Origin of the sequence: Pseudomonas sp. NPDC088414 (assembly GCF_044753325.1) — a bacterium.
Classification (GTDB): Bacteria; Pseudomonadota; Gammaproteobacteria; order Pseudomonadales; family Pseudomonadaceae; genus Aquipseudomonas.
This window is the reverse complement of sequence record NZ_JBIVMY010000002.1, coordinates 70,037-97,014: the sequence shown is the minus strand read 5'-3', so window position 1 is coordinate 97,014 and position 26,978 is coordinate 70,037. Positions and strand designations below refer to the sequence as shown.

Genomic DNA, 26,978 nt, shown 5'->3' with positions numbered 1-26,978 from the left:
TGTCATTCGGGGGACGCGACGTTTTTTGCCAAGGATCGATATGACCAGCCTCAACCCCCAAGACGCCTTCGTCCCCGGACGCCTGCAACAGATGTCGACGCGCATCGCCTTTTTCATCGCCGGCCTCGGCATTGCCGCGTGGGCGCCACTGGTGCCGTACGCCAAGGCCCGGGCTGGACTCGATGAAGGCACGCTGGGCCTGTTGCTGTTGTGCCTGGGAGTCGGCTCGATTCTGGCGATGCCGCTGGCGGGTATTCTCGCCACGCGCTTCGGCTGCCGCAAAGTCGCCACCGGCGGCACCCTGCTGATTTGCGCGGCGCTGCCGTTGCTGGCGACGGTGTCGTCGATACCGGCGCTGATCGCCGCGCTGTTCATGTTCGGCGCCGGGCTCGGCACGGTGGACTCGACCGTGAACCTGCAAGCGGTGATTGTCGAGCGGGCCAGCGGCAAAAATATGATGTCGGGGTTTCATGGCCTGTTCAGCCTTGGCGGGATTGTCGGCGCAGCGGGTGTCAGTGCCCTGCTCGGCCTCGGGCTGACGCCGCTGGCGGCGATGCTGGTGGTGGTGGCGGTGTTGATCGGTGCGCTGTTCAAAGCGGTGCCGCACATGTTGCCGTACGGCAGTGAAAGTTCCGGGCCGGCATTCGCCATTCCCCACGGCATTGTGCTGTTCATCGGCGGGATGTGCTTCATCGTGTTCCTCACCGAAGGCGCGGCGCTGGACTGGAGCGCGGTGTTCCTCGCGCAGGAACGCGGGATCGACACGGCGTATGCGGGTTTGGGTTACGCCGCATTTGCCCTGACCATGACGGCCGGACGCTTGCTGGGTGACCGGATCGTGCGCAGTGTCGGCGCCACGCGGGTCATTCTGTTCGGCGGGCTGTTGGCGGCGGCAGGTCTGTTTCTGGCGACCTTCGCCCCGAGCTGGGAAGCGGCGCTGCTGGGTTATGCGCTGGTCGGCGCCGGCTGTTCGAACATCGTGCCGGTGCTGTACACGGCGGTGGGCAAGCAGACGGTGATGCCGGAAAGCATCGCGGTGCCGGCAATCACCACCCTGGGTTACGCGGGGATTCTGGCGGGGCCGGCGGTGATCGGCTTTGTTGCGCATGCCAGCAGTCTGAGTTTTGCTTTCGGGTTGATGGCAGTGCTGTTGGTGGCAGTCGCCATCGGCGGCAAAGTCCTCAAGGTCTGAACCCCATCATTGTGGCGAGGGAGCTTGCTCCCGCCAGGTTGCGAAGCGACCCCAAAAAATCGGGCCTGCTGCGCAGTCCAGCGGGAGCAAGCTCCCTCGCCACAGGGTCAGGCGTCATCAAAAACCGACGCTGGCCTGTACAAAGAACGTGCGCGGTGCGCCCACATACATCCCCGAATTGTTGTCGCTGGAACGGGTGAAATACTGCTTGTCGAAGACATTTTTCACCCCGGCGCCGAGCTTCAGGTTCGACACCTGCGGCCCGAAGTCATACCCGCCGCGCACGTTCCAGGTCACGTACCCCGGGATGTCGCCGTACTGCCCGTCGGCCGTGCCTTCGGTGATGTAATTGCCGTTGAAGCTGCCATCGGCGTTGACCCCGGTGCCCGGCGAGCGCTGTTTCGATTGAGCGAAACCGTCGATGTTGTAGGTCCAGCGGTTGACGTCGTAGCGCAAGCCCACGGTCGCCACCTGCCGCGAATAGAATGGCAGATCACGGCCCTTGAAGCCCGGAATCTCGCCTTCGTAGGTGGCGCGGGTGTAGGTGAAACCGGCGTTGGCGGTCAGCCCGTCAAGGCGCGGATCAAGCGCGGCCATGTCGTAATGCACCGATGCTTCGATGCCCTGGTGCTTGGTGGCGCCGAGGTTGGTCCAGCCGACATCGTTGCTGATGTATTGCAACTCGTCATCGAAGTCGATGTAGAACAACGTCACTTCCCCGCCCCACACGTCATCGTTGTAGCGCGTGCCGATCTCGTAGGTCTTGGCTTTTTCAGGTTCCAGGCCGTTGGCGGTCTGGTCACCCGAGCCGCCTTGGCCGAGCTGGAAATACTGCAGGCTGCCGAACGAAGTTTCGTAGTTGGCGAACAGTTTCCACGCGTCCGACAGGTGATACATCACGCTCAGCGCCGGCAGCGGTTCGTTGCTTTCGATGCTGCGGTTTTTCTCCGGCACGCGTTTGCCTGCGGTGTCGAGCACGGCGCGGTCATGCCAGTCGGTGCTGATGTGCTCGAAGCGAATGCCGGGGGTGATGGTCCAGTTGCCGACGTCGACCTTGTTGTCGACGTACACCGAATTGGCCTCGGTGCCACCGGTGCGGTCCTGGAACACATGGCCGTCAGAGGTCGGGGTGACCACCGGCTGATTGTTGACCAGCGCCAGACGGCTCGACTGCTCGTGCATCGCTTCTTTCAGGTAGCGATAACCAACACTGACTTCCTGCGTGGTCGGGCCGACGTCAAACACCCGCGACACCCGCGGCTCGACACCCAGGGTGTAGTAGGAACGCGGGTACGAGCTGAGGGTTTTCTGGTCGCGGGCGGCGATGGTGCTGCCGCGAAAGCTGTCGGTGTAGTAGGTCAGAATTTCCGCCTGAGTACGCTCGTCGATCTGGCGGATCCACTTGAACGACACGTCTTTGCGCCGGCCACTGAAGTTGTCGTAATCGCGTACCGAGTCGTACGGTTTGTCGTCGTACTGCTTCTGCGTCAGGCCGCCGGGCATGTCGGCGCTGGCGTCGTAGTAATGGAAGTTGAGGCTGAAATCATCCTGATCGGTCGGCGCCCAATGGGTCTTGAGCAGCACGTCGTCGATGTCGTTGCCGTTGTTGCGTTCGCGGTAACCGTTGCCGTTGACCCCGGAGTACAGCAGCGCCACGCCCATGCCGTTATCGGCAGTACCGCCGAGTAACGCCGTGTCGATGTGCTTCCAGCCGCCGTAACGGGTGGTTTCCAGGGTGGTGCCGATTTCCCCGGTAGCTTTTTCCGGGATGGCGCGGGTGACGAAGTTGATCACCCCGCCGACGTTTTGCGGCCCGTAACGCACGGATCCGGCGCCGCGAACCACGTCGATGCTGTCGAGGTTGCCCGAGGAGATCGGCGCCATCGACAGTTGTGGCTGGCCGTACGGCGCAAACGCCGCGGGCACGCCATCGATCAGCACCGTGGAGCGTGGCGACAGGCGCGAAGTCAGGCCCCGCACGCCGACGTTCAGCGCAATGTCGCTGCCGCCGGTGCCGTTGGAGTCCTGCACCTGCACGCCCGGTACACGCTTGAGCACGTCACTGACGTTCATCGCGCCCTGCTCGACGATGGCTTCGCGGCGGATCACCGTGCGCGCACCCGGATGGTTCTGCACCACGGCGGCGTCGGCATCGCCGAGCCAGTCGCCGACCACCTTGATGTCGGTCACGCCCAGTTCCAATGGACCGTTGGCAGCGGAGGTCGCCGCTGGTGACAGGGTCACCGAGCCTTCGTTGATCTGATAATCCAGGCCACTGCCCTGCAGCAACTGGCGCAAAGCCTGCTCCGGGGAAATGTCACCATCGACGGCGGGAGCCTGTTTACCGGCCACCAGTTCCGGGCTGAAAAACACCTGCAACGAGGTTTGCTGGCCCAGTTCGCTCAGAGCCTGGCCCAGCGGCTGGGCGCGGATATGAATGGCGTCGGCGGCATACGCCAGTGGCATGCCACCGTTGACCGCCAGCGCCAGGGCCAGCGGTAACCAAGGGGATTTTTTGTTGTTGGCTGAGGTGTTTTTCACGTCGAACGTAGTCCTGTGGATCGCAAGAGTGTGCGTCTGTTAATGCAAACCAGTTGCAGTTGAACAGGAAGACGATGAACTCGAAAAAAACCTGAATTTTATTTTGAAATTATTTCCTGACTGCCATCGGCATGGGTGCGAACGGCCACCGGCAGGATGTTTGGCAAGGCCTTGAGCAAGGCGTCGGTGTTATCGGATTTGAACACGCTGGTCAGGCGCAGATTTGCGACGGTCGGGTTGCTGACCTTCAGCGGCTTGTCGCGATAACGCGAAACTTCCGCCGCCACTTCGCTGAGGCTGGCGTTGTTGAACACCAGTTTGCCGCCACGCCACGCCGTCAGTTCAGCGGGGTTGACCGCATAGGCGGCAGCGACTTTGCCTTCGGCATCGACATGTGTGCCGAGGCCCGCGGTCAGGTTGATGAATTGGTCGTCCGGCGCAGTGCGCCCCTGCACCTTGACCGTGCCCTGCTCCACCGCGACCCGGGTTTGCGTGACGTCGCGGCGCACATCGAAGCGGGTGCCGGTGACCGTGACCTTGCCACTGCCGGCCTCGACCACGAACGGGCGCGCGGTGTCGTGCTGAACGCTGAACATCGCCTCGCCTTCGGACAGTTCGATAAGCCGGCGATCCTTCTCATAACGCACCTGCAGACGACTGCGGCTGTTCAGGTCGATCACCGATCCGTCCGGCAGCGCCACATGTTTGCGCTCACCCAGCGCCGTCGCGAACTCGGCGCTATAGCCGTCCGGGTGATTCAGACCGCTGAACAGACCGAGGCCGAGCGCCACCGCCAGCACACTGGCCGCCACCGCATAACGCAGCAGTGGGCGACGTTCGCGTCGGGCCGGCGGGGTTTCGACGAGGGACTTGAGACGTGGCGCCGGCAGCAGATCCGCCGCCGTCCACAGGCCCTGCAGCAGCTGGAATTCGTCACGGTGTTGCGGATGCTGGTTCAGCCAGACGTCGAAACGCTGCTGTTCGTCGGCGCTGATCAGCGGCTCCTGCAGACGCACAAACCAGCGTGCCGCTTCATCGCGCACCGTTGTTTGCCCGCACGCACAATCACGGGTATCCATCATGGAATGTCCTGTCGGGCTGGGGATGAAAAGCGGCGACCGCTCATGACTGCATGCCGTCAAGGCGATCGCGCAAGTGGCGCAGGGTGCGGATCATATACTTTTCGACCATGTTCCTCGACAGCCCGAGGCGTTCGGCGATTTCCGCCTGGGTCAGCCCTTCGATCTTCTGCCAGACGAAAATCTTCCGGCAGTTGAGCGGCAGTTCCTGCAGCGCCCGTTCGATGGAGTCGGCCAACTGGATCGCCTGCATGTAATGCTCCGGGTCGCCGGTGGACGACACACTGTGATCGATCGCCTGCGACTCCATGGCTTCCCGCCGATCCTCACGCCGATAACCATCGACCGCAATGTTGCGTGCGGTCTGGTGCAGATACGCCCGTGGCTGCTGCACTGCTGCCGAATCGGATTCAAGCACCCGCACAAAGGTGTCGTGCGTCAGATCCTCGGCCTGCGCACGATTGCGCAGGCGCCGGGTCCAGGTGCCGATCAACTCTTCGTAATGCTCGAAAAAGCCGGGTCTGCGGGGCAGCATGGGATTCATGGCAGCGTGCGGTGGAAAGGGGCGTGAATAGTAATGCTTCCTATTAAGCCCGGCAATTCATTCCTTGGAGCCGAGCCCGCCGCTGATCCCGGGATCAGCGTGATTTTGCAATCACCTCACTCATGTATTGATGCAGATCGCGAAAATCCTGAACACTCCAGGCATGCGGCGCGATCTTCACGCCGTTATCCCGCAAGGTTTTCGGAATCAGATTGCCATTCGGGCGAAGGATGATCGAGGACACGATGACGCCCGGATAATCCTTCAGGCGTTTCTTGAAGGTGGCTGTTGTCAGGTCAGGTGTCGGCGGATTGCTTTTATTGGCCAATGGCCCGGTTGCCTTGATGTCGGCGCCGTGGCACACAGCACAGCGCTGGACATAAAGATTTTTGCCGTTGGCATTTTCTGCCACGGACACGGAGGTCTGAATGACTGATAACAAAGCGAATAAGGCGATGAGGGTAGTTTTCATTTTTCTAGAGGGTCAGAAGCTGAAACGGACGGCGCACAGCTAATCACACATCAGGAAGCCAATTTCCACGTATCGAGAAATTGCCAGGCAGCGACCCACGTCGTCGAGATTTTCGCAGCCGTCCCGCCTATTGTGTAAAATGCCGCCCGGGTGCCACCGCAACAACGCGGCAGGGCAGGTTTAATTCAGCGCAGGTCGGGCCGCCGCGCGGAGTTGCTGTGCCTATGAGCCACGATCCGTCACGCCTGCAGACTGCCCGTCAGGACTCGCCCTCTGCCTTGGCCTTTCTTTCCCGATTTTTCGCCGCCGAATCCGCCGGTGGCCTGATTCTGATGGCCGCTGCCCTGGCCGCGCTGCTGGTCGCCAACTCGCCTTGGGCGGCCACATACTTCTCGACTTTGCACGTCAAGATCGCCGGTCTGTCGATCGAGCATTGGGTGAATGATGGCCTGATGGCGATCTTCTTCATGCTGGTAGGCCTGGAGATCAAGCGCGAGATGCTCGCTGGTCAGCTATCGACCTGGGGCCAGCGCGCGCTGCCGGGTTTCGCCGCTTTGGGCGGGATGCTGGTCCCGGCCCTGATCTACGTCGCGATCAACTGGGGCAATCCGCAGACCCTCAGCGGTTGGGCGATTCCTGCCGCCACCGACATTGCTTTTGCCTTGGGCGTGCTGTCTCTGCTGGGCAAACGGGTACCGGTTTCGCTGAAGATCTTCCTCTCGGCGCTGGCCATCCTCGATGACCTGGGCGCAGTGGTGATCATCGCGATTTTCTACACCAGCGGCCTGTCGGTGAGCATGCTGCTGGCCTCGTTGGCAGTGATTGCACTGCTGGTGATCCTCAACCGCTGCGGTGTCAGAAAACTTTGGCCATACCTGATCGCCGGCGCCTTCCTGTGGTTCTTCATGCTGCAATCGGGGATCCACGCGACCCTCGCCGGGGTGATTCTGGCCCTGTGCATTCCGCTGGGAAATCCCGAAGACGAGCACAACTCGCCGCTGCTCTACCTCGAAGAAAAAATGCATCCGTGGGTGGCGTTCGCCGTGGTGCCGATTTTCGGCTTCGCCAACGCAGGTGTGTCGTTGACCGGCATTGCTCCGAGCAACCTGCTCGAGCCGGTGCCGCTGGGCGTCGCGCTGGGCCTGTTGTTCGGCAAGCAGATCGGCATCCTCGGCCTCGGCGCATTGGCAATTCGCAGTGGTCTGGCGCAACTGCCGCAAGGCGCGAGCTGGCTGCAACTGTACGGCGTCGCCCTGCTCTGCGGGATTGGTTTCACCATGAGCCTGTTCATTGGCGCACTGGCCTTCCCGGGCGCGCCGCATCTGGTCGATTCGGTGAAGGTCGGCGTGTTGCTGGGTTCGATCCTGTCCGCGCTGCTGGCGGTGGTCGTGCTGATGAAGGCGGGTAAGGCGAAGGCGTCGAGCTGACCTTCAGCAAGTCGTCTCAGTCAACTGGCGTTGACTGAGACTGAGGCTCTTTAGGAGCAGCCGAGCTACGCGATCTGGAACTGTTGCGACCCAACAGCTCTGGATCCTTCAGTGACATTAATACATTGCACTAGCGACAGATCCCGCCTGCTGTGCAAATCTCAGCCTTTGTACACCTCAAACTTCGTCGCATGACTGCCCTGCAGCATTCAACAATCGTACCTGGACCAGTGCATTTTTCCCCCCGCCACCATTGATCGTATAGGTGACACGCGCCGATCCATTTTTAATGGGCTTGATATGCGCTGACCAATCATAAATGGTTTTCTCAACACCATTGGCGATGTCACTCTCGGTGATAAAGTGATTGAGCGAAGTCTGTGTACCGGGAATGGGTTGCTCGCCCGCTTGATCGCCGTATCCCTGCCAGTCCAGTTTCAATACCGCCCCGATCTGTACGCCTGGCAGCGGACCTACTTTAACCTTCACACCGTTCTGTGGAGTCGAACGGCAACTAATAATGCCGTTAATGGCGCCTGGAAAAGTGATATCGCTCATTTTTGTATCTCCTTGATGACTTGTTGGATGCCGGGACGAAACCAACCTGACTGGAAGTGCCGGAACCTGATCTTCAGTTTTCAAGGAAGCTCTCACAACTGTTATAAATGACAGTTTCTTAAAACTCTTTGCTATGACGACTATTCATTTTCGATCTATATATTCGACCTGCGTATTTGCCTGCGATGGTTGCGCAGCGACTATCTTCACGGTAATACGACAGATCAAAACGAGCGGGCTTGCTCGCGAAGGCGTCAATTCAGTCAGCTAATTTTTCGACTGAATCTCCGCCTTCGCTAGCAAGCCCGCTCCCACAGTTTTTACAGCGGTGATGCTCAGCCTTTTTCGTCGATCCCGGCCTGCAGGGACTGGCTGTCCAGATGGCCGCTCAGGGTCACCGGACCGACTTTCAGATTGCCGTTATCGAACGACACCTTTGGTGCGTTCTCCTCGGTTTTCTGCGGCAGGTCCAATCCGGCTTTCACTCCGTAGTCACGGTTGACCAGATCGCTGCTACCGACCTTCGAACCGCCCAGATCCACCTTGCCTTCAGTCGATGAGATCCGCGCGCCAGTCAGCTGCGTTGCGCCGCCCACCACAAGGTTCACACCCTGATTGCCACTGATGCCGGACGCCTGCGCCACGCTGTCCTTGTGCGCGTATTCGCCCTGCGCTTTCAGCGTCGGTTTGTAGTCGGTGCCAGCGAGTTTTTCCTTGTCGCTCGGTGGGTTCTTCTTCGCGGTCAGGCCCAGATCGACATCGACCTTGGCTTGCGTCTTCGAGTCCTGACGGCTGTCGAGAGTGAGATCACCCGCTACCTTGCCACTGACAGTGTTCGCGTCGATCCGCGCACCCGACAGCTGTGCATCACCGGCACTATTCAGCACCACGCTGTCAGCCTTGATCTGGCTGTTTTGCTGGGTGGTGCTTTGCAGGTAATCGACGCCAACCTTCGCTCCGGCGTTGAAGCCGTGGTCACTGCTGGCCTCTTCATCGGCTGCGGTCGGGGTCTTGCTGCTCAGGTTGCCGCCGGCATTCAGTGCAACGTTCCAGTTGTTGCGGCTCTCGGTAGACTGCGCCGACTCCTGAACCAAACCGCCCTTCTGCGCATCGATGCTGACGTTCGGCGCGCTGACTTGCGTGCCTTGCAGGTGCACCGCGTCACCGCTCAACGCGACGTTGCTCTGGCTGTTGAGCTGGCCACCAGTCAACGTCTGCGAGTTTTCGTTGATGCGGCCTATGTTGAAGTTGCCGCTCAGATTACCGCCCTGATCGCGACTCTTCTCGCTGCTGGATTTGCTGCCGCCGCCCTTCAAACCGCCGCCGAGATTGCTGCCGGTCGCGGTGTGCGTAGCGGTGGCCGCCTGCAGATCAAGCTTGCCGTCAGCGTGCAGATCGATAGCGCCGGCGCTGTCGATCTGCGTGCCTTGCTGAACCTGATTGCCGCCGCTGCTCAATTGCACCGGGCCGTTGCCGTTGATGCTCGCGACGTGAGCCTGGGTGTCAGTGGTCTGCTTGCCGCTGTGATCGAGCTGGAACCCGGCGCCGAGGTCGACGTTGGTGCCGTCGGTGCCCGGCAAGGTGCCGACCGTCAGCGAACCGTTGCCGCGCAGGCTGGAGTCGCTGCTGCTCTGGTGGTCATTGGCCTGATTCAGCGCCAGATCGCCGCCAGTCTTGATGCTCACACCGCCCTGCCCGCCGTCGAAACGGCTGCCGGCGAACTGCGCGTCACCGCTCACTTTGATGTTCACGCCTTGGCTGCCGGCATAACCGCCGACCACTGCGGTGCTGCTGTCCTTGCTGCTGTAGCTGTTGCCACCGGCACCGCTGCCAGCGACGTTCACGTCCTCGCCGGTCTTGGTGTAAACGCGTACGTCGACCTTGGCATCCACTGAGTTATCAGTGCTGCTGTGAGTGTTGCTCGCGGCATCGGCAACCAGTTTGTCAGCGCTGATGTTTACCCCGCCATTGCTGGCGTTGTACTGGGTGCCTTGGTCGCGCAGGGTGCCGGCGGTTTTCATATCGACGCTGCCACCGTCGAAACGGCTGACCACGGCGTTGCTGTTCTGCTCGGTCTTGTCGGCGCTGCCGTGACCGATCGCCACGTCGATACCTACGTTCGGCTGGCCGAGATTGCTCAGGGCTTCCTTGTCCGGCACCTTGCCGTTAAGCGCATCCTTGACCGCACCGGCAATCGGGCGGGCGATGTCCTTGTACTCGACGTTGGCGCCGATGTCCGCCGACCAGTTGCTCTGGTTGTGCGTGCTGCTTTCGGTGTTGCTGGCAGCGCGGTTGTCGATCTCGTTGGCCGCAACGTTCAGACCGTTGCCAGCCTTGACCTGCGCGCCTTCGGTCAGCAGTTTGTCGGCATTGATGTTCAGGCTGCCGCTGCTTTGCACGTGGGTGGTTTGCGCGGTGGTTTTGCTGCTGCTGTCTTGCGTGGTGCTGTGGGCAAAATCGACGCCACTGCCGGCACGGTCGAGGCCGCCGGTGTAGTAGAAACCGCCGCCGGTACTGGAGGTGTCGGATGAGGTTTTGTGGCTGTCCTGTTCGGCCAGCAACGACACGTTCTTGCCGCTCAGCGTGGTGTCGCCAGCAGTGGATTTGACCTCACCGCCCTTGATCGTCAGATCGCCGCCCGCTTTCACCTGCACGCTGCCGCCGCTGAGACTCGAGCCTTGCTGGTTGACGTCGTTGCGGGTAACGGTCTGCTGCTTGTCTTCGTAGTGCACCCCGGCGCGGTATTGCTCCGGCGTTTGCTCTTTGGCGTAGGCATCGAAGCCACGGGTCTCGGTGGTCGAGCTGCTGTCGTGGGTGTTCTGCGTGGAATGCACGTTCACATCACCGGCAGCGTCCGCCGTCAGCGCGCCGCCAGCCTTGACCGTGGAGCCGGCCACTTCGATGTCCTTGGCGCTCTTGAGTTTGAGGTTGCTGTCGGAAACCAGCTCGCTGCGCACCGTGGTGCTGTCCCTGGCGTTCTGCCGCGACTCGTCCTTGGTGATGCCGAAGAACTTGCTGTCCTTGTCGTGGTTGTTGCTGTGCGAAGTGTCCTGCACACCGTCGATCACCAGCGAACCCTGATCGCTGATCACGCTGGCCTCGGTGCCGCCACGGACCTGGCTGCCGCTGATGCGCACGTCGTCAGCCTTGACCAGCAGTTTGCCGGCCGCGTTGATTTTGCTGCCCTGATGCCGGGTCTGGCCCTTGTCGGCGTCACCGGTCTTGCCGAAGAATCCGCCGCCGACCAGGTCGCCGGAATAACTGTTGTTATTGCTGCGACTGGTGCGGGTGGCCGTGGTGACGTCCACTTGCTTGCCCGCCAGTTTCACATCGCCGGCGCTGTTCAGTTCGGCGCCTTCGGCACGCAACAACGCGGCGGTCTGCAGAGCGATGTTGCCGCCCTTCAACTGACTGCCGATGCTGCGCTGCTCTTCGCTGCTGTTGTTCCAGTCGGCCTTCCACAGATGCTTGCGATGGTTGCCCTGATCGGTCTGGGTGTGGCTTTCGGTGGCTGCGCTCAGGCGCAGATCGCCGCCGCTTTGCACATCGAGATTTTTCGCCGCTTCAACCTTGGCCGCTTTGAGTTCGGTGTCTTTGCCGGAGGACAATTTGGCGTTACGGTTGGCGACGATCTGGCTGCCGTGCTGGCGAATTTCACTGTCGGTCTGGGTGCGATCGTAGGTTTCCCAGGTGATGCCGATGGTGCTGTTGCTCCAGTTTTCGCGTTTTTCCTGAAGCTTGCGGCTTTCGACGGTGCTCAAGGTCAGGTTGCGCTTGGCATTGACGCTGACGTCGCGACCATTGACGTCGGTGGCCGCCAGCGTCAGGTCGTTGCCGCTGTGCAGGCCGACATCGCCCTGACTGCTGCGAATGCCGGCACGCGTCACTTCGAGGCTGTTGGGGATCGCTTCACCGCTGACACTCAGGTCGCCAGCCGAGCGAATCTGCACGCCATCACGCCCGGCCACTTGCACCGCACCCACACGCACGCCCGCGCCTTCGGCAGTGCTGACGATGTTGATGCGCCCGGCCTGCATCGCGCCGAACAGGCTGGCGTCGATGCGTTGATCTTTCGTGTTGCCCGCCGGATCCACGGCGTTGACCTGACCGCTGGCGTAATCCACCTGATTGCGTCCGACCGTGAGGTTCAGTTGATCGCGGGCATCGATGCGGCCCTGGCTGTCGATACGCGGGGCGATCAGGTTGACCGAACCTTCGGCGTTACGCAGGCCACCACTCTGGATCTGCAACTGACCGCTGGCGTCGCGGGTGTTCAAGGCTTGCAGTTTGCCGTCGTTCAACTCCGGACGACCGACCAGCAGACTGGCGTTCGGCGTATTGATGAAACTGCCGCCGTTCACCGAAATGCCGTTGGGGTTGGCCAGTACGTAATCGGCGGCGCGGCCGAAGATTTCCTGAGCGCCATTGATCGCCGACGGGTTGCGGCTGATCACCTCGTTGAGGATCACGCTCGCCGCCTGCCCCTGCAATTGCGGGTTGGCCGCCAGTTGCCCGGCGAGCTGCGATTGCCCGGCCTGCAAGGCGTTGTTCAGCACCAGGCCCTGACGGTCGACGTTGTAGTCGAGGAACTGGTTGTGCGACAGGCCCGAGCCGTTGGGCGCGACGATATTGACGATGGGCACGCCGCCCTGGGTCTGCAATTGCGCGGTGCCGCCGGGGCCGGGCGCGACCACCACACCGCCGGCAATGGCGCTGGGCAGGTGCACGGCGAAGAACAGGCTGGCGATCGCCCAGCGCAGTTTGCCCCGAGGAGAAAGATGGAATGCAAAGGTGTGTGCTGGCATAAAAACGTCTCCATGTAAGTACGGCATCACGGCGCGCGATTTGGTCTTGGCCGTGGCTGTCGCGCTCAGATCCGACGGCTGTCTGTTCACTGCTTGATGAGTTTCGGTGCTGCTCATATCTGCAACCCCACACGCATCAGCCAGGTCTCTGGCTCGTGCTGCAAACCGTTGGGGGTGTTGAGGGCGCGTTGGTAATCGACGTCCACTTGCAGATTCTTCCAGCCCAGGTTCAGCCCGACACTGGCGCCGCTCAGTCGTTGGCCTTGAGCACCGTGGTCGGCCTTTAGCCAGCCATTGTCCAGGCCCACGCGCGGGGTGATCTGCAGCGGCCAGTCGGTACGCAGCGGCAGACGTAGCGTGTTGCGCCAGATCGCGCCGCTGGCACCGGATGCGCTGCTGACCCGATAACCGCGCACCGCCGAATCGTCAGTGCCGAGCAGTTGCTCGATGGCCGGCAACGGGTCGGGGCTGTATTGCAGATTGAGCTGGCTCTGCCACTGCCACGCTTGCGCGCCGAACTGGCCGTTGCGCCACTGGCTGAGGCCGGCGCGGTACTTGCGAAACTGCGCTTTGGGCAGGTTGCTGACCGCGTGGTTGGCGTCGTCATCGGCGCCCAGCCAGCGCAGGCCTTGCGAATAGGTGAAGTCGAGGTTCCACACCGCGCGGTCGAGCCAGAACAGATTGAGCCCGGCTTCTGCCACGGTCAGGGTCGGGCTTTGAATGCCCAGGCGGACATTTTCCAGATAGCTGTCGACGTCCTTGTGCGCCAGTTGCAGGTTGGCGCTGAGCTGGCGGCTCTGGTCGCGCCACAACACGCGGTCGGCGCGCAGGCTCAATTGATCGGTGATGCCGGTGCTGTACAAGGTCGCGCTGGGCAGTTTGAACGGCGCGCGATATTCGGCATGGCTGGCGAACGCGCTGTAGGTCCAGTAGCCGTAGGGAATCGCGTAATACAGGCTGGCGTTGCGACTGTAGCGGTCACCCTGATTCAACGTGTCGCTGGCACTGAGGCTCAACAGATCGTTGAGTTGCAACGGGCTGTCGAAGCTCAGGCTGACGGTATCGCGATCACGCCCGGTGCTGGCGCTGCCGAGGTTGTCCATGCCCAGGCCCAACGCCCAGCGCGACTGGCCCGAGGTGCGCGAACGCAGGATGATGCGCGAGGCGCCGGGCTGGCTGCCGGGGGCGATGTCGGCGGTCAGGTCAATCGAACGCAAGCGGTTCAGTTGATCAAGGCCCTGCTCCAGATCGCGCAGGTTCAGCGGCTGGCCGAGCATGTGCGGGAATGCGCCGCCCAGAGAAACGGGCAGGCTCTGATCGGCCAGTTCGATGGACTCGATGTAGCCCTCGTCGATCATGATGTCCAGCGACTGCCCCGCCGCTGGCGCGCTCAACAGGTACGGGCGGCTGGCGATGTAGCCTTGCTCGACGTAGATCGCGGTGATGGTCGCCAGCAGATGATTGATCTGGCCGACACCCATGCACGGCGCCAGCAGCGGTTTGATCCGCGCGTTGAGTTTGTCGCTGTCGAACAGGGTGACACCACCAATGCGCGTGCCACTTAGCGGCCAGCAGCGCTCATCAGGCGTGACGGTTTGCGGCATCGCCGGGGTGACCGGCGCCGGGCCGAACGCACCGCGCTCCAGTTGGCGCTTGCGTTGTTCCAGTTGCAGTTGTTGCAGATCGCGCTGTTGCTGTTGCTGCTGGCGCAGCACTTCCTGGCCCGGCGCAACAGGGTCAGCCGCTTGAATCGAGGAGGCACACACACTCAACACAATGGCCGACAACAGCGGGCAACCCGTGGAACGACGACGAAAAACAGCGCGAAGCGAATACGGCACGCAACATCCTTGCAATCATAAAATGGCTTAATGCCACCCCATCAATGCGAGTGATAGTCAGAGCCTTCCTACGCAAAAGCAAGACGCTTCCTACGCTGCTTACATTTCTTAAACAATTGATTTATCAGCCTTGATTGTCAGCAGCAACGCCACGCCGTTGCACGCTATCAGGGTTTCCCCGAGGGCCTGGGTCCAACCGGCGAGCATCAGTCCCGCGCCGATCAGCAGGTAATAAATCAGTCCCAGAAGTGCTCCGGCGGTGCCCAATCGGTCGCTGTAATTGGCCAATGCCGAACCAAGAATATTCGGAATCGCCATGCCGAAGGCCAGTACCACCAGCAACATCGCCAGCACGAACGCGCCACTGTCCTGCATCAGCCACACACCCAGCCCACCGAGCAAGCCGATGACTGCGGCGAGGCGAATCAGTTGCAGCGCGTGACAACCGCGGCGCAGCAAGCGCTGGTTGAGCCATGCTCCAAACCCTGAGCCCAACGCCAGAATTACGCCGCTGTAGCCGAACTCCGCGCCACTCAAGCCAAGCCGTTCGAACAGGAACGGACCAAGGCTGTAATAGCTGAACAGCGCCACGTTGAACAGGGCGATCCACAGTGCCGAACGCCAGATGTCGAGATCACCGAGCATGCGCGCGAGGGTTTCCAGCAGCCCCGCCGAGGCCGGTGCGGTCGTGCGGGTTTCGGGTAAAGCGCACCAACTCCATGACCATAGCGCCACGGCGATCAGCAGCAAAGCCGCGAGTACCCCGCGATAACCGAAAACTTCCACCAACCCTGCGCCGCTGAACAAGCCAATTGCCGGGCTGGCTGCCAGCGCCATGCCCACCAGGGAAAACACCTGCGCCAGTTCCGCGCCTTGAAAGCGGTCGCGCAACAGTGTCTGGGTGACCACCGAACCGACCGCCGCGCCAAATGCTGCCAACGCCTGGGCCATCAACAATGTGTTGAAACTACGCGCACTCAAGCCGATGACGCAGGCCAGCATGTAGAGCGCCAGACCGGCAAGCATCGAAGGGCGCCGGCCGATGCGGTCAGACACTCGCCCCCAGGTCACCACGCCAAAGGCGAACGCCAGGAAATACACCGACAAGGTCTGCGCAGCCACCTGCGGCCCGACGCCGAACGCTCGGCCGATATCGCCGAGCGCCGGGCTGTAGAGGGTCTGGGCGATCTGCGGAAACATCAGCAGGGCAATCGCCAGCAGCAATAAATGTCGGTTGTTCATAATGTTGACTCCTCATGTGAAAACGCCGAGGAGTCTAAAAAGTCTGGACTGACGTATTATCCGAGCCTTGCCAATTTATCGTTGAAATCGGACAAAACATGGCCTGGCTCGACGCCCACGTATCCTTCGACCCTGATCACTTCAGCGCGCCGGTCATCGGCATCGCCTCCACCCTCGGCGATCACGACTCCGGCCTGCACAGCCATCAGCGCGGGCAATTGCTCTACACCCGGCAAGGCTGCACACGCATCACCCTCGCGCAGCAGTTGTGCCTGCTGCCGCCGTCGCGGGCGGCGTGGATTCCCGGCGGTGTCAGCCATCGCGCGGTGATGCAGCACAGCGTCGATTACCGCTCGATCTGGCTCGTGCCCGAGCTGTGCCGCGAATTGCCGCAGCAGGTGTGCGTGATTGAAGTCAGTCCCTTGCTGCGAGCAGTGCTGGAGCCGATGGCGCAGGCTGATTTCGACAGCGACTGGCAGCACGGCAGACTGTTTCATCTGCTGGGCCTGTGCCTGAGCGAAATTCGGGAAGCCGCTCAGCAACCGATGCTGCTGCCCCTGCCCCGGGACAAACGCCTGGCCCCGTTGCTGTCGACACCCGAGCAACTGCCGCCGGAACTGCAAGCGCTGGAGCAGCAGATCGGCGCCAGCAGCCGCACCATCGGGCGGATCTTCCAGCGGGAAACCGGCATGAGCTACCAGCAATGGCGCCAGCAGTGGCGGCTGATGCGCGCCATGGAGTTGCTCGCCACCGGGCGCAGCCTCAGTTACTGCGGCTACGCACTGGGCTTCGCCAGCGACAGTGCGTTCATCGCTTTCTTCAAATCCATGAGCGGCACCACGCCCGGCCAGTGGCTCAAATAAGCAACTGACGATCGGCACAAAAATTCAATTGCCACAAAATATTACTCACGTCATATTACAGCCGTAATAACGACTTGATTTGCGCAGGTATTACGCCATGACCAGCATGCCCACCCTTGAGCCCGACCTGTCTGCTGCGCTCCCCACCGCCAAACCGCCGCTGCGCAAACGCCTGTTGCTGCCCGGCGTGGGCCTGATTGCTCTAGTGGTGGTCGGTGTGTACGCCGCGCACTGGTGGGGTACCGGGCGTTTTCTCGAAGAGACCGACGATGCCTACATCGGTGGCGACGTCACGGTGATCGGGCCGAAAGTCGCCGGCTACATCGAAGAAGTGCTGGTCAGCGACAACCAATCGGTGAAGGCCGGCGACGTGCTGATCCGCCTCGACGCACGCGACTATCGCGCCAACCTCGCCAAAGCCGAAGGCGCGGTTGCCGCTGAAGAAGCTCTGCTGGCCAACCTCGACGCCACTGAACAACTGCAGCAAGCGGTGATCGGCCAGGCCCGCGCCGGCATCGATGCCGCCGGTGCCGAAACCGCCCGCTCGCGGGATGACAATGCGCGCTACAAACGCCTGGTCAGCACCAATGCCGTGTCGGTGGAAAGTGCCCAACGCGCCGACGCCACCTTCAAGACCGCCCAGGCCCTGAGTGCCCGCGCCCAAGCCGAATTGCTCGCCGCCCAGCGCCAACTGGCGGTGATCGACACCCAGAAACAACAGGCCCGCGCCGCCCTGCAACAAGCCAGGGCCGAGCGTGATCTGGCCCAATTGAACCTCGGCTACACCGAACTGCGCGCGCCGGTCGACGGGGTGATCGGCAACCGCCGCGCGCGGGTCGGCGCCTATGCCCAGGCGGGTTCGCAGCAGTTGTCGGTGGTACCGGCCAGCGGTCTGTGGGTGGATGCCAATTTCAAGGAAGACCAGCTGGCGCGGATGCAACCCGGGCAACGGGTGAGCATCCGCGCCGACGTGCTCTCCGGCCAGGAATTCCATGGCCGCCTCGACAGCCTCGCCCCCGCCACCGGCTCGCAATTCAGCGTGCTGCCACCGGAGAACGCCACCGGCAACTTCACCAAAATCGTCCAGCGGGTGCCAGTGCGAATTCTGCTCGATCCGGCTGACGGCGTGCTCGGCCATCTGCGGCCGGGGCTGTCGGTCACCGCTGAAGTCGACACCCGCGCGTCAACTCAAACCAGCGCCGTGGCCGTCGCGCCATGAGCACCGCCCTCACCGCCGCGGCGCAACCGTTCAACGCCGCCGACATGGCCACCGCGACCAAGGTCTTCGCCTTCGCCACCATGTGCATCGGCATGTTCATTGCGCTGCTGGACATCCAGATCGTCTCGGCCTCGCTGCGTGACATCGGCGGCGGGCTCTCGGCCGGCACCGACGAAACCGCGTGGGTGCAGACCAGTTACCTGATCGCCGAAATCATCGTGATTCCGCTGTCCGGCTGGCTGTCGCGGGTGTTCTCCACGCGCTGGCTGTTCTGCGCCTCGGCGGTCGGTTTCACCCTGGCCAGTCTGCTCTGCGGCGTGGCCTGGAACATCCAGAGCATGATCGTCTTTCGTGCGCTGCAAGGCTTTCTCGGCGGCTCGATGATTCCGCTGGTGTTCACCACCGCGTTCTTTTTCTTCAGCGGCAAACAGCGGGTGATCGCCGCCGCGACCATCGGTGCCGTGGCGTCGCTGGCGCCGACATTGGGGCCGGTGATCGGCGGCTGGATCACCGACATTTCCTCGTGGCACTGGCTGTTCTACATCAACCTGGTGCCGGGGATTTTCGTCGCGGTGGCGGTGCCGATGCTGGTGAAGATCGACCAGCCGGAACTGGCGCTGCTCAAGGGCGCGGACTACCTGAGCATGGTATTTCTCGCGCTGTTTCTCGGCTGCCTGGAATACACCCTCGAAGAAGGCCCGCGCTGGAACTGGTTCAGCGATCAAACGATCCTGACCACGGCATGGATCAGCGGTCTGGCGGGTCTGGCCTTCATCGGGCGCACCTTGCACGTGGCCAATCCGATCGTCGATCTGCGCGCGCTCAAGGATCGCAACTTTGCCCTGGGCTGTTTCTTTTCCTTTGTCACCGGGATCGGCCTGTTCGCAACGATTTACCTGACCCCGCTGTTTCTCGGACGGGTGCGTGGCTACAGCGCGCTGGACATTGGTCTGGCGGTTTTTTCCACCGGGGTGTTCCAGATCATGGCGATTCCGCTGTACGCCTTTCTCGCCAATCGCATGGATCTGCGCTGGATCATGATGATCGGGCTGGGCCTGTTTGCCGTGTCGATGTGGGAATTCAGTCCGATCACTCACGACTGGGGCGCCGGTCAGTTGCTGCTGCCGCAAGCGCTGCGCGGGATCGCCCAGCAACTGGCGGTGCCACCGGCGGTGACACTGACGTTGGGCGGCTTGGCACCGGCACGCTTGAAGCACGCTTCGGGGCTGTTCAACCTGATGCGCAATCTGGGCGGAGCTATCGGGATTGCCGCGTGCGCGACCATTCTCAATGACCGCACCAACCTGCACTTCACCCGGTTGGCAGAACATCTGAACAGCAGCAACGAGGCGATGAATCAGTGGCTGACGCAGGTCGGTGGCAACCTGGCGACACTGGGTCAGAGCGGTGATGTCGGCGCCACCGCCGGCCTGCGTCAGCTGTGGCTGCTGACCTACCGCGAGGCACAGACCCAGACCTACGGCGATACCTTCTTGATGATCATGCTGTGCTTCATCATCGCCACGGCGATGGTGCCCTTGATGCGCAAGGTGCAACCACCAGCCGCGCCGAGTGCGGATGCGCATTGATCCAGACTTCCAAAACGACCGGCCCCTGTAGGAGCTGCCGGGTGAAACGAGGCTGCGATCTTTTGATCTGGTTTTTAAAAAATCAAAGTCAAAAGATCGCAGCCTGCGGCAGCTCCTACAGGGGTTAGGGGTGATGTGTTGCGGCTTAGAGCTGCGGGGTTTTGCGGAAACCCACGGCCAGACGGTTCCAGCTGTTGATGGTGCTGATCGCCACGCTCAGGTCGACCATTTCCTTGGGCGTGAATTGCGCCGCGACGATGTCGTAGTCTTCGTCCGGGGCGTGAGTCAGGCTCAGTTGGGTCAGCGATTCGGTCCACAGCAGCGCCGCACGTTCACGCTCGGTGAAGAATGGCGCTTCACGCCACGCGGTGACGGCGAACAGCCGGCGCGGAGTTTCGCCGCCCTTGATTGCATCAGCGGTGTGCATGTCGATGCAGAACGCGCAGCCGTTGATTTGCGAAGCGCGCAGCTTGACCAGTTCCACCAGAGTCTTTTCCAGCGGCAGTTTCGAGACCGCGGTCTCCAGGGCGATCATCGCTTTCAGGGCGTCTGGAGAAGCGGTGTAGAAATCGGTACGAGCTTTCATGATTGAATTTCCGGGGCCAGTGAATGTGTGACTAAGGTAGTCCCGCCACTGCCCCGGACAAATAGCCAATCTCCCGGAAGACGAGTAGACCACCCGTCACACGCGATTGCGCAACCAGTGCAGGAACCCGGTTTTCGCCACCACGACCGGCACGTCCTGCGTCAGGGTCTGGGCCTTGTGCAGACGATAATCGAGTAAGGCTTTCATCGCCTCGTTGATGTCGTGGCGGGCATCCAGACACGGCTTCAGGTAGGTCTTCTCGATGCGATACAGCGCGCAGAAGGTTTTCGCCGCGAAGGTCGCCGGCACTGACGAATCGGAGAGGATGCCGGCCTCGCCGATCACCTCCCCCGGCCCCATGCGCCCGGATTCGAACGGGCTGCCATGGCGGGTCAAGGTCACGGTGACCACACCCGATTCGATGATGAACAAATGATCACTGACCTCCCCGGCCTCGAGAATCGTCTCGCCGGCACGGAAGGTTTGCAGGGTCATGTTCTGGCTGAAGGTGTCTTTCTCTTCCTGGCGCAGGGTGGAGAAAATCGGCGAACTGTCGAGCAGCGCCCGTGGCCGCGAGAGGTTGCCGGCCACGATCGGTTCGACACTCGACAACAGATTGACCCCGGATGCCTGCAGATGCCGGTAAGCCAGATCGAACAGCTGATTACGCACCGAGCGCTTCTGATCCATCGACGAGACGAAACCGCTGATTTCATATTCCGCGCCGGCGCTACCGGAGCTTTTCAGCGCGACACTCGGCGAGGGATTGTCCAGCAGCGGGCGGCAACCCTGCATCGCCCGCTCCAGCGCATCGATCACCGTATTCGGACGCGCGTGCGGGCTGACCTGGACGCTGACGGCCACCCCGAACATGTTGCTCGGTCGGCTGAAGTTGATGATCTTGGCCTTGGCCGCCAGCGAGTTGGGAATCACCGCCATGCTGCCCTGGCTGGTCTGCAGACGCGTGGCGCGCCAGTCGATGTCGATGACCCGGCCTTCGGTGCCGTCGATCGAGATCCAGTCATCGATCTGATAGGGCTTGGTGGTGTTGAGCACGATCCCCGAGAATACGTCGCTGAGGGTGCTCTGCAACGCCAGACCGACGATGATCGCCAGGGCCCCGGACGTCGCCAGCACACCTTTGACCGGCAGATCCAGCACGTAGGCCAGCGCCGCGATAATGGCGATCAGGAAAATTACCGCACCAAGCAGATCCTGCAACAGCCGCCCGGTGTGCCCGACGCGCTGCATCATCACCGCGCCGATCAGCACGGTCAGGGTGCGCGCGCCGAACAGCCACCAGCCGATCTGCAAGCCGGTCGCCGCCAGGTGCAACGGCACGTTGTCAGCCCATGGCGCCGGCTCCATCGGATTGAGGCCTTCGTTGAACAACAGCACGCTGAACAGGCTGAAAATCAGCACCCGCACCAATAGCTTCCACTCGCTGCCACGGGAACTGATCAGGCGCCACAGGCCCAGATCGAGGAGGATCAGGATCAACGCGCAAAACAACGGATGTTCGGTCAAAAAAGACAACATCAAAGCACTCCGACAGGGCCCAATCGCGAGAAGATCGCACAGATTGGGCAAGTGTAGGAGTAATTGATTTCAGCGGATGAACGCCCGCGCAAAAACACCCGGAAACCAATGTGGGAGCGGGCTTGCCCGCGAAGGCGGTGGGTCAGCCAAATAAGCATCGACTGACCGTACGCTTTCGCGGGCAAGCCCGCTCCCACAGGGGATCAGGGTCTGGGTTGGGATTTGTGGCTCGCTGCAGTGCCCGCTCCCACAAAGGCCAATCAGCCGTGCATCTGGCCAAACCGCCCGGACTGGAAGTCGGCGAATGCCTGATGAATTTCCTGCTCGGTGTTCATCACGAACGGGCCATGGCCGACAATCGGTTCGTCGATCGGCTCGCCGCTGAGCAGCAGCACCACTGCGTCCTCACTGGCCTCAAGGGTCAACTGACGACCGTCGCGCTCGAACAGCACCAACTGCCCGACACCCGCGGTTTCCACGCCGTTGATCTGCACCGAACCTTTCAACAGCACCAGCGCGGTGTTGCGCCCTTCGTGCAGATCGAGCGTCAGCAACTTGCCGGCATTCAGCCGCAGGTCCCAGACGTCGATCGGCGTGAAAGTGTGCGACGGGCCTTTATGCCCATCGAACTCACCAGCGATCAGCCGCAGCCGGCCGGCATCGTCCCTCAGCGCGATATTGGGAATATCGCCGTCAAGAATGGTCTGGTAGCCGGGCGCAGCCATTTTGTCCTTGGCCGGCAGGTTGACCCACAACTGCACCATCTCCAGCTTGCCGCCGGTTCTGGCGAAGTTATCCGAGTGAAACTCTTCATGCAGGATCCCGGATGCAGCCGTCATCCATTGCACGTCGCCGGGACCGATGGTGCCGCCGCTGCCGGTGGAGTCGCGGTGCTGCACCTCGCCGTCGTAAACGATGGTCACCGTTTCGAAACCACGGTGCGGATGCTGGCCGACACCACGCCGCTCGGTAGTCGGGGTGAATTCGGCCGGGCCGGCGTGATCGAGCAGCAGGAACGGGCTGATGTGTTTGCCCAGATTGTCGTAGGAAAACAGGGTGCGCACCGGGAAGCCATCGCCGACCCAATGGCCGCGAGGGCTGGTGTAGATACCGATGATGTTTTTCATGGTTGCCTCCAAAAGGTGGGTGACGCAATGGATTAAGCTTAAATCCATGACAGCTGGAGGACTAGACGGCAAAAACCAGCTTCAGTGTTCCATCTGCAGAACAGTGATGCGCCCTTCCCGAGCGATTCACAACCCCTGTAGGAGCTGCGGCACGCTGCGATCTTTTGATCTTGTTGTTTAAATCAAAAGATCGCAGCGTGCCGCAGCTCCTACAAGATTCATGACTTCTGCTCAACAGTGCTTTGCCCCACCAGCGGTTTTTCTCAAGGACACAGACGCGGATACTCCTGCCCATTCCCACTGCAACCCTGGAGTCATCAATGTCTGTTCCCGCTTTTGGTCTGGGTACGTTTCGCCTGCAAGGTCAGGTGGTCATCGATTCGGTGCGCACCGGCCTTGAACTCGGTTACCGCGCCATCGACACCGCGCAGATCTACGAGAACGAAGCCGAGGTCGGTCAAGCCATCGCCGCCAGCGGCATTGCTCGTGAAGAGCTGTTCATCACCAGCAAGATCTGGATCGCCAACTTCGCCAAGGATCGTCTGATCGAGAGCCTCAAGGAAAGCCTGCAGAAGTTGCAGACCGACTATCTCGACCTGACGCTGATCCACTGGCCGTCGCCGGAAGATCAAGTGCCGGTCGGCGAATTCATGGGGGCGCTGCTCGAAGCCAAGCGTCTGGGCCTGACCCGGCAGATCGGGGTGTCCAACTTCACCATCGAGCTGATGCAGCAAGCCATCGCAGCGGTCGGTGCAGACCACATCGCCACCAACCAGATCGAGCTGCACCCGTACCTGCAAAACCGCAAAGTGGTCGAGTTCGCCCGCAGCCAGGGCATTCAGATCACCTCCTACATGACCCTCGCCTATGGCGAAGTGCTGAAGGATCCGGTGATCCGGCAGATTGCTGAACGTCTGCAAGCGACGCCGGCGCAAGTCACCCTGGCCTGGGCGATGCAGTCGGGTTACGCGGTGATTCCATCGTCGACCAAACGTGCCAACCTGCAAAGCAACCTCGGCGCCACGACGCTGACCCTGAGCGAACCCGATATGGCGCTGATCGCCGGTCTGGAGCGTGGCCATCGTCTGACCAGCCCGAAAGGCATCGCCCCGCAGTGGGATTGATCGCTCAGTCCTGAAGGCGCTGCGCGAGGCCAAGCATGGCGGTGCGCAGCGCAGCCACCGAGCGGTGGACAGCCAGGGTTTCGGCGTCGCGGCACGCCTGTTCAAGATCGGTGCACGCCGCCGCCACTCGCGCCGCACCGACCATTTGCGCACCGCCCTTGATGTGATGCGCCAGTGTCCGCAACCCGTCCAGATCCTGTGGCTGGCGCGCCGCATCCAGCCGTTGCAGATCGTCGTGCAAGCTGCGCAACACTTGTTCGCGCAGGCGTTGCATCACCGCATGATCGTCTCCGGCCATCTGCTCCAGCGCGCTCAGGTCGATCTCGGTCAACGTCACTGCCGGGGTCGGCAGGTGATCGATGTCGCCGTGACTGGCCAACTGCAACGACTGTTGCAGATCATCCAGGCGAATCGGCTTGAACAAACAATCGTCCATGCCGGCCTCCAGGCAACGAACCCGTTCCTCGACTTGCGCGTTGGCAGTAAACCCGAGGATCAGGCAACGCCCCCGGCCGCTCGCCGCCTCTTCGTCACGGATCGTCCGGGCGAGTTCGTAGCCGTTGCGCCGTGGCATGTTGCAGTCGGTGATCAGCACATCGAAGGCCTGGGTCCGCCAACGCTGCAAGCCCAGCTCACCGTCCTCGATGTCGACTGTGCGGTGGCCGAGTTCACTCAGTTGCCAGCACAGCAGCAAGCGGTTGACCGGATGATCGTCCACTACCAGCACGCTCAGTGAGCGCGCCGGCGTGTCCGCCACGGCGGGGCTTGCCGCCTCGGGGGCGAGCGCGGCCAGAGGCAGCAATTGCAGATTTATCTCGACCCGCGTGCCATGCCCCGGCTCACTGTCGAGGTGCAGTGTTCCGCCCATCATTTCGCAGAGGTTGCGGCTGATCACCAGTCCCAATCCCGAGCCGCTGCGCGCTGACTGGCCATGATTGCCGACCTGGACGAACGGACTGAACAGGCGTTTGCGGTCGTCTTCACTGATGCCGATGCCGCTGTCCTCAATCACTACTTTCACGGCCGACTGGCCGAGCGCTGTCCTGCTCACCGCCAGTTGCAGAGTGACCTGACCGTGCTCGGTGAACTTGATCGCGTTGCTCAACAGGTTCGACAGCACTTGCTTGAAGCGTATCGGGTCGAGCATCACCTCGACGTCGCTGTGCGCATCCAGTTCGACCTGCCACAGCAGGCGTTTCTCGCGCGCCAGCCCCTCGAATACCCGGCACACCGAGTTCACCAGTTCACGCAGATTGACCCGTTGCGGCGCGAGGGACAGATGCCCGGACTCGATGCGCGCGATGTCGAGAATATCGCCGATCAATCCCAGTAATTGCTGGCCGGCAGCGGACGCAACCTCGATCGCCAATTTGTCGGTGACGCCCTCCTCGGCACGCTTGAGGGCCAGTTCGAGCATGCCGATCAGGGCGTTCATCGGCGTGCGGATTTCATGGCTCATGGTCGCCAGAAACGTGGTCTTGGCCCGGTTGGCGTCGTCGGCGGCATCCTTGGCCTGCTGCAACTGCTGCAACCACTGCTGACGCTGGCGCAACTGCCAACGCTGAAAGGCGATCCAGGTCAAGGCCAGCAACAGCAGCCCTGCCGCAGCGGCAAACGCCACAAGGATTTCGTGGCGATGACGCTGCCAATAGCTCTCTTCCACAACCACGTCATGGCTCCAGCGCTCGACCAGTTCGTCCATCTGTTGTGGCGCGATGCTCAGCAGCGCCTTGTTCAGAATCGTGTGCAGCGCCGTATCCTGCGCTGCGGTCGCCAGGGCGATCCGCGCCGGTTGATCGCCGATCGTGTTGGTGATGCGCAGGCGCTCGCGGTAATGGCGGGCGATCAGAAAGCGCGCCACCAGCAGCGAGCTGACGGTGGCGTCGGCCTGGCCTTTGGCGATCTGCTCCATGCCCTCGGCAGGACTGCGCACCTCCACCAGGCGGATCCCGGGCACTCGCTGCAAAATGTAGTCGCGCAACGGATGACCGCGATAAATCGCCAGGCGCTTGCCCGGCAGATCAATGAGGCTGCGCGGACTACCCGCGGTTGTCGCACTGACCAGCACGAACGGGTTGTTCAGGTAGGCGCGGGTGAATTGCAGCTCGGCTTCGCGTTCGCTGCTCGGGGTCACCACCGGCAGCACGTCGAGCTCACCGGCCTTGAGCTGTTCGATCTGGCGGTCCAGCGAACGTCCACGAATCACTTCGAATTGCAGCCCGGTACGCTGACCGATCAGGTTGAGCAACTGCGCCGACAGCCCATTGAATCGCCCGTCGGCATCAAAGAACGTCAGCGGTGCGAAGTCCTCGATCACACCGACCCGCACCCGCGGATGTTGCGCCAGCCACTGCTGCTCGCTGGCACTGAAGCGCACTCGCGACTGCGCGGCCATGTGCGCGCGCCCCGCGCTCCAGCGCTGCTCGATCAGTTGACGACGCTCCATGGGAATCGCCGCCAGCGCCTTGTCGATGATGCGTTTGAGGCGTACGTCACTGCGCAGCAGGGCGAAACCGAAGGGATTGGCATCCAGCCCGGAAGGCCCGGCCAGTTGCAGGTCATTGCGATAATTGGTGTTGATCAGGTAATTGGCACTGATCAGATCACCGAAATAACCATCATCGACACCGAACGCCACCGCACCCAGCGCGTCCATCGCCGAGGGATAGCGCTGCACTTTCGCCTCGGGGTAGAACGCCTGCACGCTGGTCAGCGGCAGATAATCCTCGACCATGGCGATGCGTCGGCCCGCCAAGTCCGCCGGCAATGTTTCGTCGAGCCGGGTGACCAGCATCGGCTGGTCTTCGGCGTAGGGGCGCGACAAAATGAAATCCGCATCGGCCAGTTCGAAATTGTTCGAGGTACCCAGCAGATCGAGTTCGCCGCGCTTGAGTGCACTCATCAGCGCGTCGCGATGGGTAAAGCGTTGCACCTCGATCCGCACACCGAGCAGTTGCGCCAGCAGCTCCGCGTAATCGGCGGTCAGCCCTTCCAGCTCCAACCGATTGCGGGTGATTTCAAACGGTGGGTAATCGGCGCCGGAAATGCCCATGCGCAACCGGGGGTGCTGGCGCAGCCATTGGCGATCCTGCTCGTCGAGCGGAACCCGGATATTTTCCAGTGCCGCCTGGCTCAACAACTCCAGAGGCTGTGGCGGCTCACTGGCCCAGCAGGTGGCCGTGATGCTCAACCACAGCACGCACCAGCAGCGTCGCAGATTCATTTTCCAC

The 26,978-nt window shown here is 61.9% G+C and carries 18 protein-coding genes; 6 read left to right on the top strand and 12 right to left on the bottom strand.

Translation table 11 applies throughout. The annotated features are described in order from the left end of the window. Positions 1 to 40 precede the first annotated feature (40 nt). Positions 41 to 1,192: an MFS transporter gene (locus tag ACIP8I_RS03285; RefSeq protein ID WP_400758652.1), complete on the top strand. Its 1,152-nt coding sequence runs from the start codon at positions 41 to 43 to the stop codon at positions 1,190 to 1,192. Between the two features lie 117 nt (positions 1,193 to 1,309). On the opposite strand, the gene ACIP8I_RS03280 is transcribed toward ACIP8I_RS03285, so the two are convergent. From ACIP8I_RS03280 to ACIP8I_RS03265, 4 genes are all read right to left on the bottom strand, one after another. Next, positions 1,310 to 3,733: a TonB-dependent siderophore receptor gene (locus tag ACIP8I_RS03280; RefSeq protein ID WP_400758650.1), complete on the bottom strand. Its 2,424-nt coding sequence runs from the start codon at positions 3,731 to 3,733 to the stop codon at positions 1,310 to 1,312. Between the two features lie 98 nt (positions 3,734 to 3,831). Continuing rightward, positions 3,832 to 4,815: a FecR family protein gene (locus tag ACIP8I_RS03275; RefSeq protein ID WP_400758649.1), complete on the bottom strand. Its 984-nt coding sequence runs from the start codon at positions 4,813 to 4,815 to the stop codon at positions 3,832 to 3,834. A 40-nt stretch (positions 4,816 to 4,855) separates the two neighbouring features. Then, the gene (locus tag ACIP8I_RS03270) at positions 4,856 to 5,356 is read right to left on the bottom strand and encodes a sigma-70 family RNA polymerase sigma factor (RefSeq protein WP_400758647.1); all 501 of its coding nucleotides are present in this window, start codon (positions 5,354 to 5,356) and stop codon (positions 4,856 to 4,858) included. Between the two features lie 94 nt (positions 5,357 to 5,450). After that, entirely contained in the window at positions 5,451 to 5,828 is a 378-nt protein-coding gene (locus ACIP8I_RS03265; protein ID WP_400758646.1) for a c-type cytochrome, read from the bottom strand. Positions 5,829 to 6,052: 224 nt separating this feature from the next. Between ACIP8I_RS03265 and nhaA the strand changes: the two genes are divergently transcribed. Continuing rightward, positions 6,053 to 7,255 (top strand): Na+/H+ antiporter NhaA, encoded by a 1,203-nt coding sequence (gene nhaA, locus ACIP8I_RS03260; RefSeq protein ID WP_400758644.1) that lies wholly within the window; start codon positions 6,053 to 6,055, stop codon positions 7,253 to 7,255. A 177-nt stretch (positions 7,256 to 7,432) separates the two neighbouring features. On the opposite strand, the gene ACIP8I_RS03255 is transcribed toward nhaA, so the two are convergent. The 4 genes from ACIP8I_RS03255 to ACIP8I_RS03240 form a co-directional block, all read right to left on the bottom strand. Further along, positions 7,433 to 7,813, bottom strand: coding sequence for a hypothetical protein (locus tag ACIP8I_RS03255; RefSeq protein ID WP_400758642.1), 381 nt, complete (start codon positions 7,811 to 7,813; stop codon positions 7,433 to 7,435). Between the two features lie 335 nt (positions 7,814 to 8,148). After that, a complete protein-coding gene (locus ACIP8I_RS03250) occupies positions 8,149 to 12,618 on the bottom strand; it encodes a hemagglutinin repeat-containing protein (protein WP_400758640.1) in 4,470 nt (1,489 codons plus the stop codon). Positions 12,619 to 12,731: 113 nt separating this feature from the next. After that, positions 12,732 to 14,459: a ShlB/FhaC/HecB family hemolysin secretion/activation protein gene (locus tag ACIP8I_RS03245; RefSeq protein WP_400758638.1), complete on the bottom strand. Its 1,728-nt coding sequence runs from the start codon at positions 14,457 to 14,459 to the stop codon at positions 12,732 to 12,734. 108 nt (positions 14,460 to 14,567) lie between these two features. Beyond that, positions 14,568 to 15,701, bottom strand: coding sequence for an MFS transporter (locus ACIP8I_RS03240; RefSeq protein WP_400758636.1), 1,134 nt, complete (start codon positions 15,699 to 15,701; stop codon positions 14,568 to 14,570). A gap of 98 nt (positions 15,702 to 15,799) precedes the next feature. Here ACIP8I_RS03240 and ACIP8I_RS03235 point away from each other — a divergent pair, with 98 nt between their 5' ends. The 3 genes from ACIP8I_RS03235 (at position 15,800) to ACIP8I_RS03225 (ending at position 19,372) form a co-directional block, all read left to right on the top strand. After that, positions 15,800 to 16,564 carry an AraC family transcriptional regulator gene (locus ACIP8I_RS03235; RefSeq protein WP_400758634.1) on the top strand — a complete coding sequence of 255 codons (765 nt, stop codon included), beginning with the start codon at positions 15,800 to 15,802 and terminating at the stop codon, positions 16,562 to 16,564. A gap of 97 nt (positions 16,565 to 16,661) precedes the next feature. Further along, entirely contained in the window at positions 16,662 to 17,783 is a 1,122-nt protein-coding gene (locus tag ACIP8I_RS03230) for an HlyD family secretion protein (RefSeq protein ID WP_400758632.1), read from the top strand. After that, positions 17,780 to 19,372: a DHA2 family efflux MFS transporter permease subunit gene (locus ACIP8I_RS03225; RefSeq protein WP_400758630.1), complete on the top strand. Its 1,593-nt coding sequence runs from the start codon at positions 17,780 to 17,782 to the stop codon at positions 19,370 to 19,372. Before ACIP8I_RS03230 ends, ACIP8I_RS03225 begins: the two co-directional genes overlap by 4 nt. A gap of 145 nt (positions 19,373 to 19,517) precedes the next feature. Here the strand turns inward: ACIP8I_RS03225 and ACIP8I_RS03220 are convergent, their stop codons facing one another. The 3 genes from ACIP8I_RS03220 to ACIP8I_RS03210 all read right to left on the bottom strand — a co-directional run bounded on the left by ACIP8I_RS03220 (position 19,518) and on the right by ACIP8I_RS03210 (position 22,624). Beyond that, complete coding sequence (locus ACIP8I_RS03220) at positions 19,518 to 19,958, bottom strand: carboxymuconolactone decarboxylase family protein (protein ID WP_007968280.1); 441 nt, start codon at positions 19,956 to 19,958, stop codon at positions 19,518 to 19,520. Positions 19,959 to 20,054: 96 nt separating this feature from the next. Then, a complete protein-coding gene (locus tag ACIP8I_RS03215) occupies positions 20,055 to 21,497 on the bottom strand; it encodes a mechanosensitive ion channel domain-containing protein (RefSeq protein ID WP_007968281.1) in 1,443 nt (480 codons plus the stop codon). A gap of 260 nt (positions 21,498 to 21,757) precedes the next feature. Further along, positions 21,758 to 22,624: a pirin family protein gene (locus ACIP8I_RS03210; RefSeq protein WP_400758628.1), complete on the bottom strand. Its 867-nt coding sequence runs from the start codon at positions 22,622 to 22,624 to the stop codon at positions 21,758 to 21,760. Positions 22,625 to 22,944: 320 nt separating this feature from the next. Here ACIP8I_RS03210 and dkgB point away from each other — a divergent pair, with 320 nt between their 5' ends. Further along, positions 22,945 to 23,748: a 2,5-didehydrogluconate reductase DkgB gene (dkgB, locus tag ACIP8I_RS03205; RefSeq protein ID WP_400758626.1), complete on the top strand. Its 804-nt coding sequence runs from the start codon at positions 22,945 to 22,947 to the stop codon at positions 23,746 to 23,748. A 4-nt stretch (positions 23,749 to 23,752) separates the two neighbouring features. Here dkgB and ACIP8I_RS03200 read toward each other — a convergent pair whose 3' ends face one another. Continuing rightward, positions 23,753 to 26,971, bottom strand: a complete 3,219-nt coding sequence (locus ACIP8I_RS03200) for a transporter substrate-binding domain-containing protein (protein WP_400758624.1) — start codon at positions 26,969 to 26,971, stop codon at positions 23,753 to 23,755. Between the last annotated feature and the right edge of the window lie 7 nt (positions 26,972 to 26,978).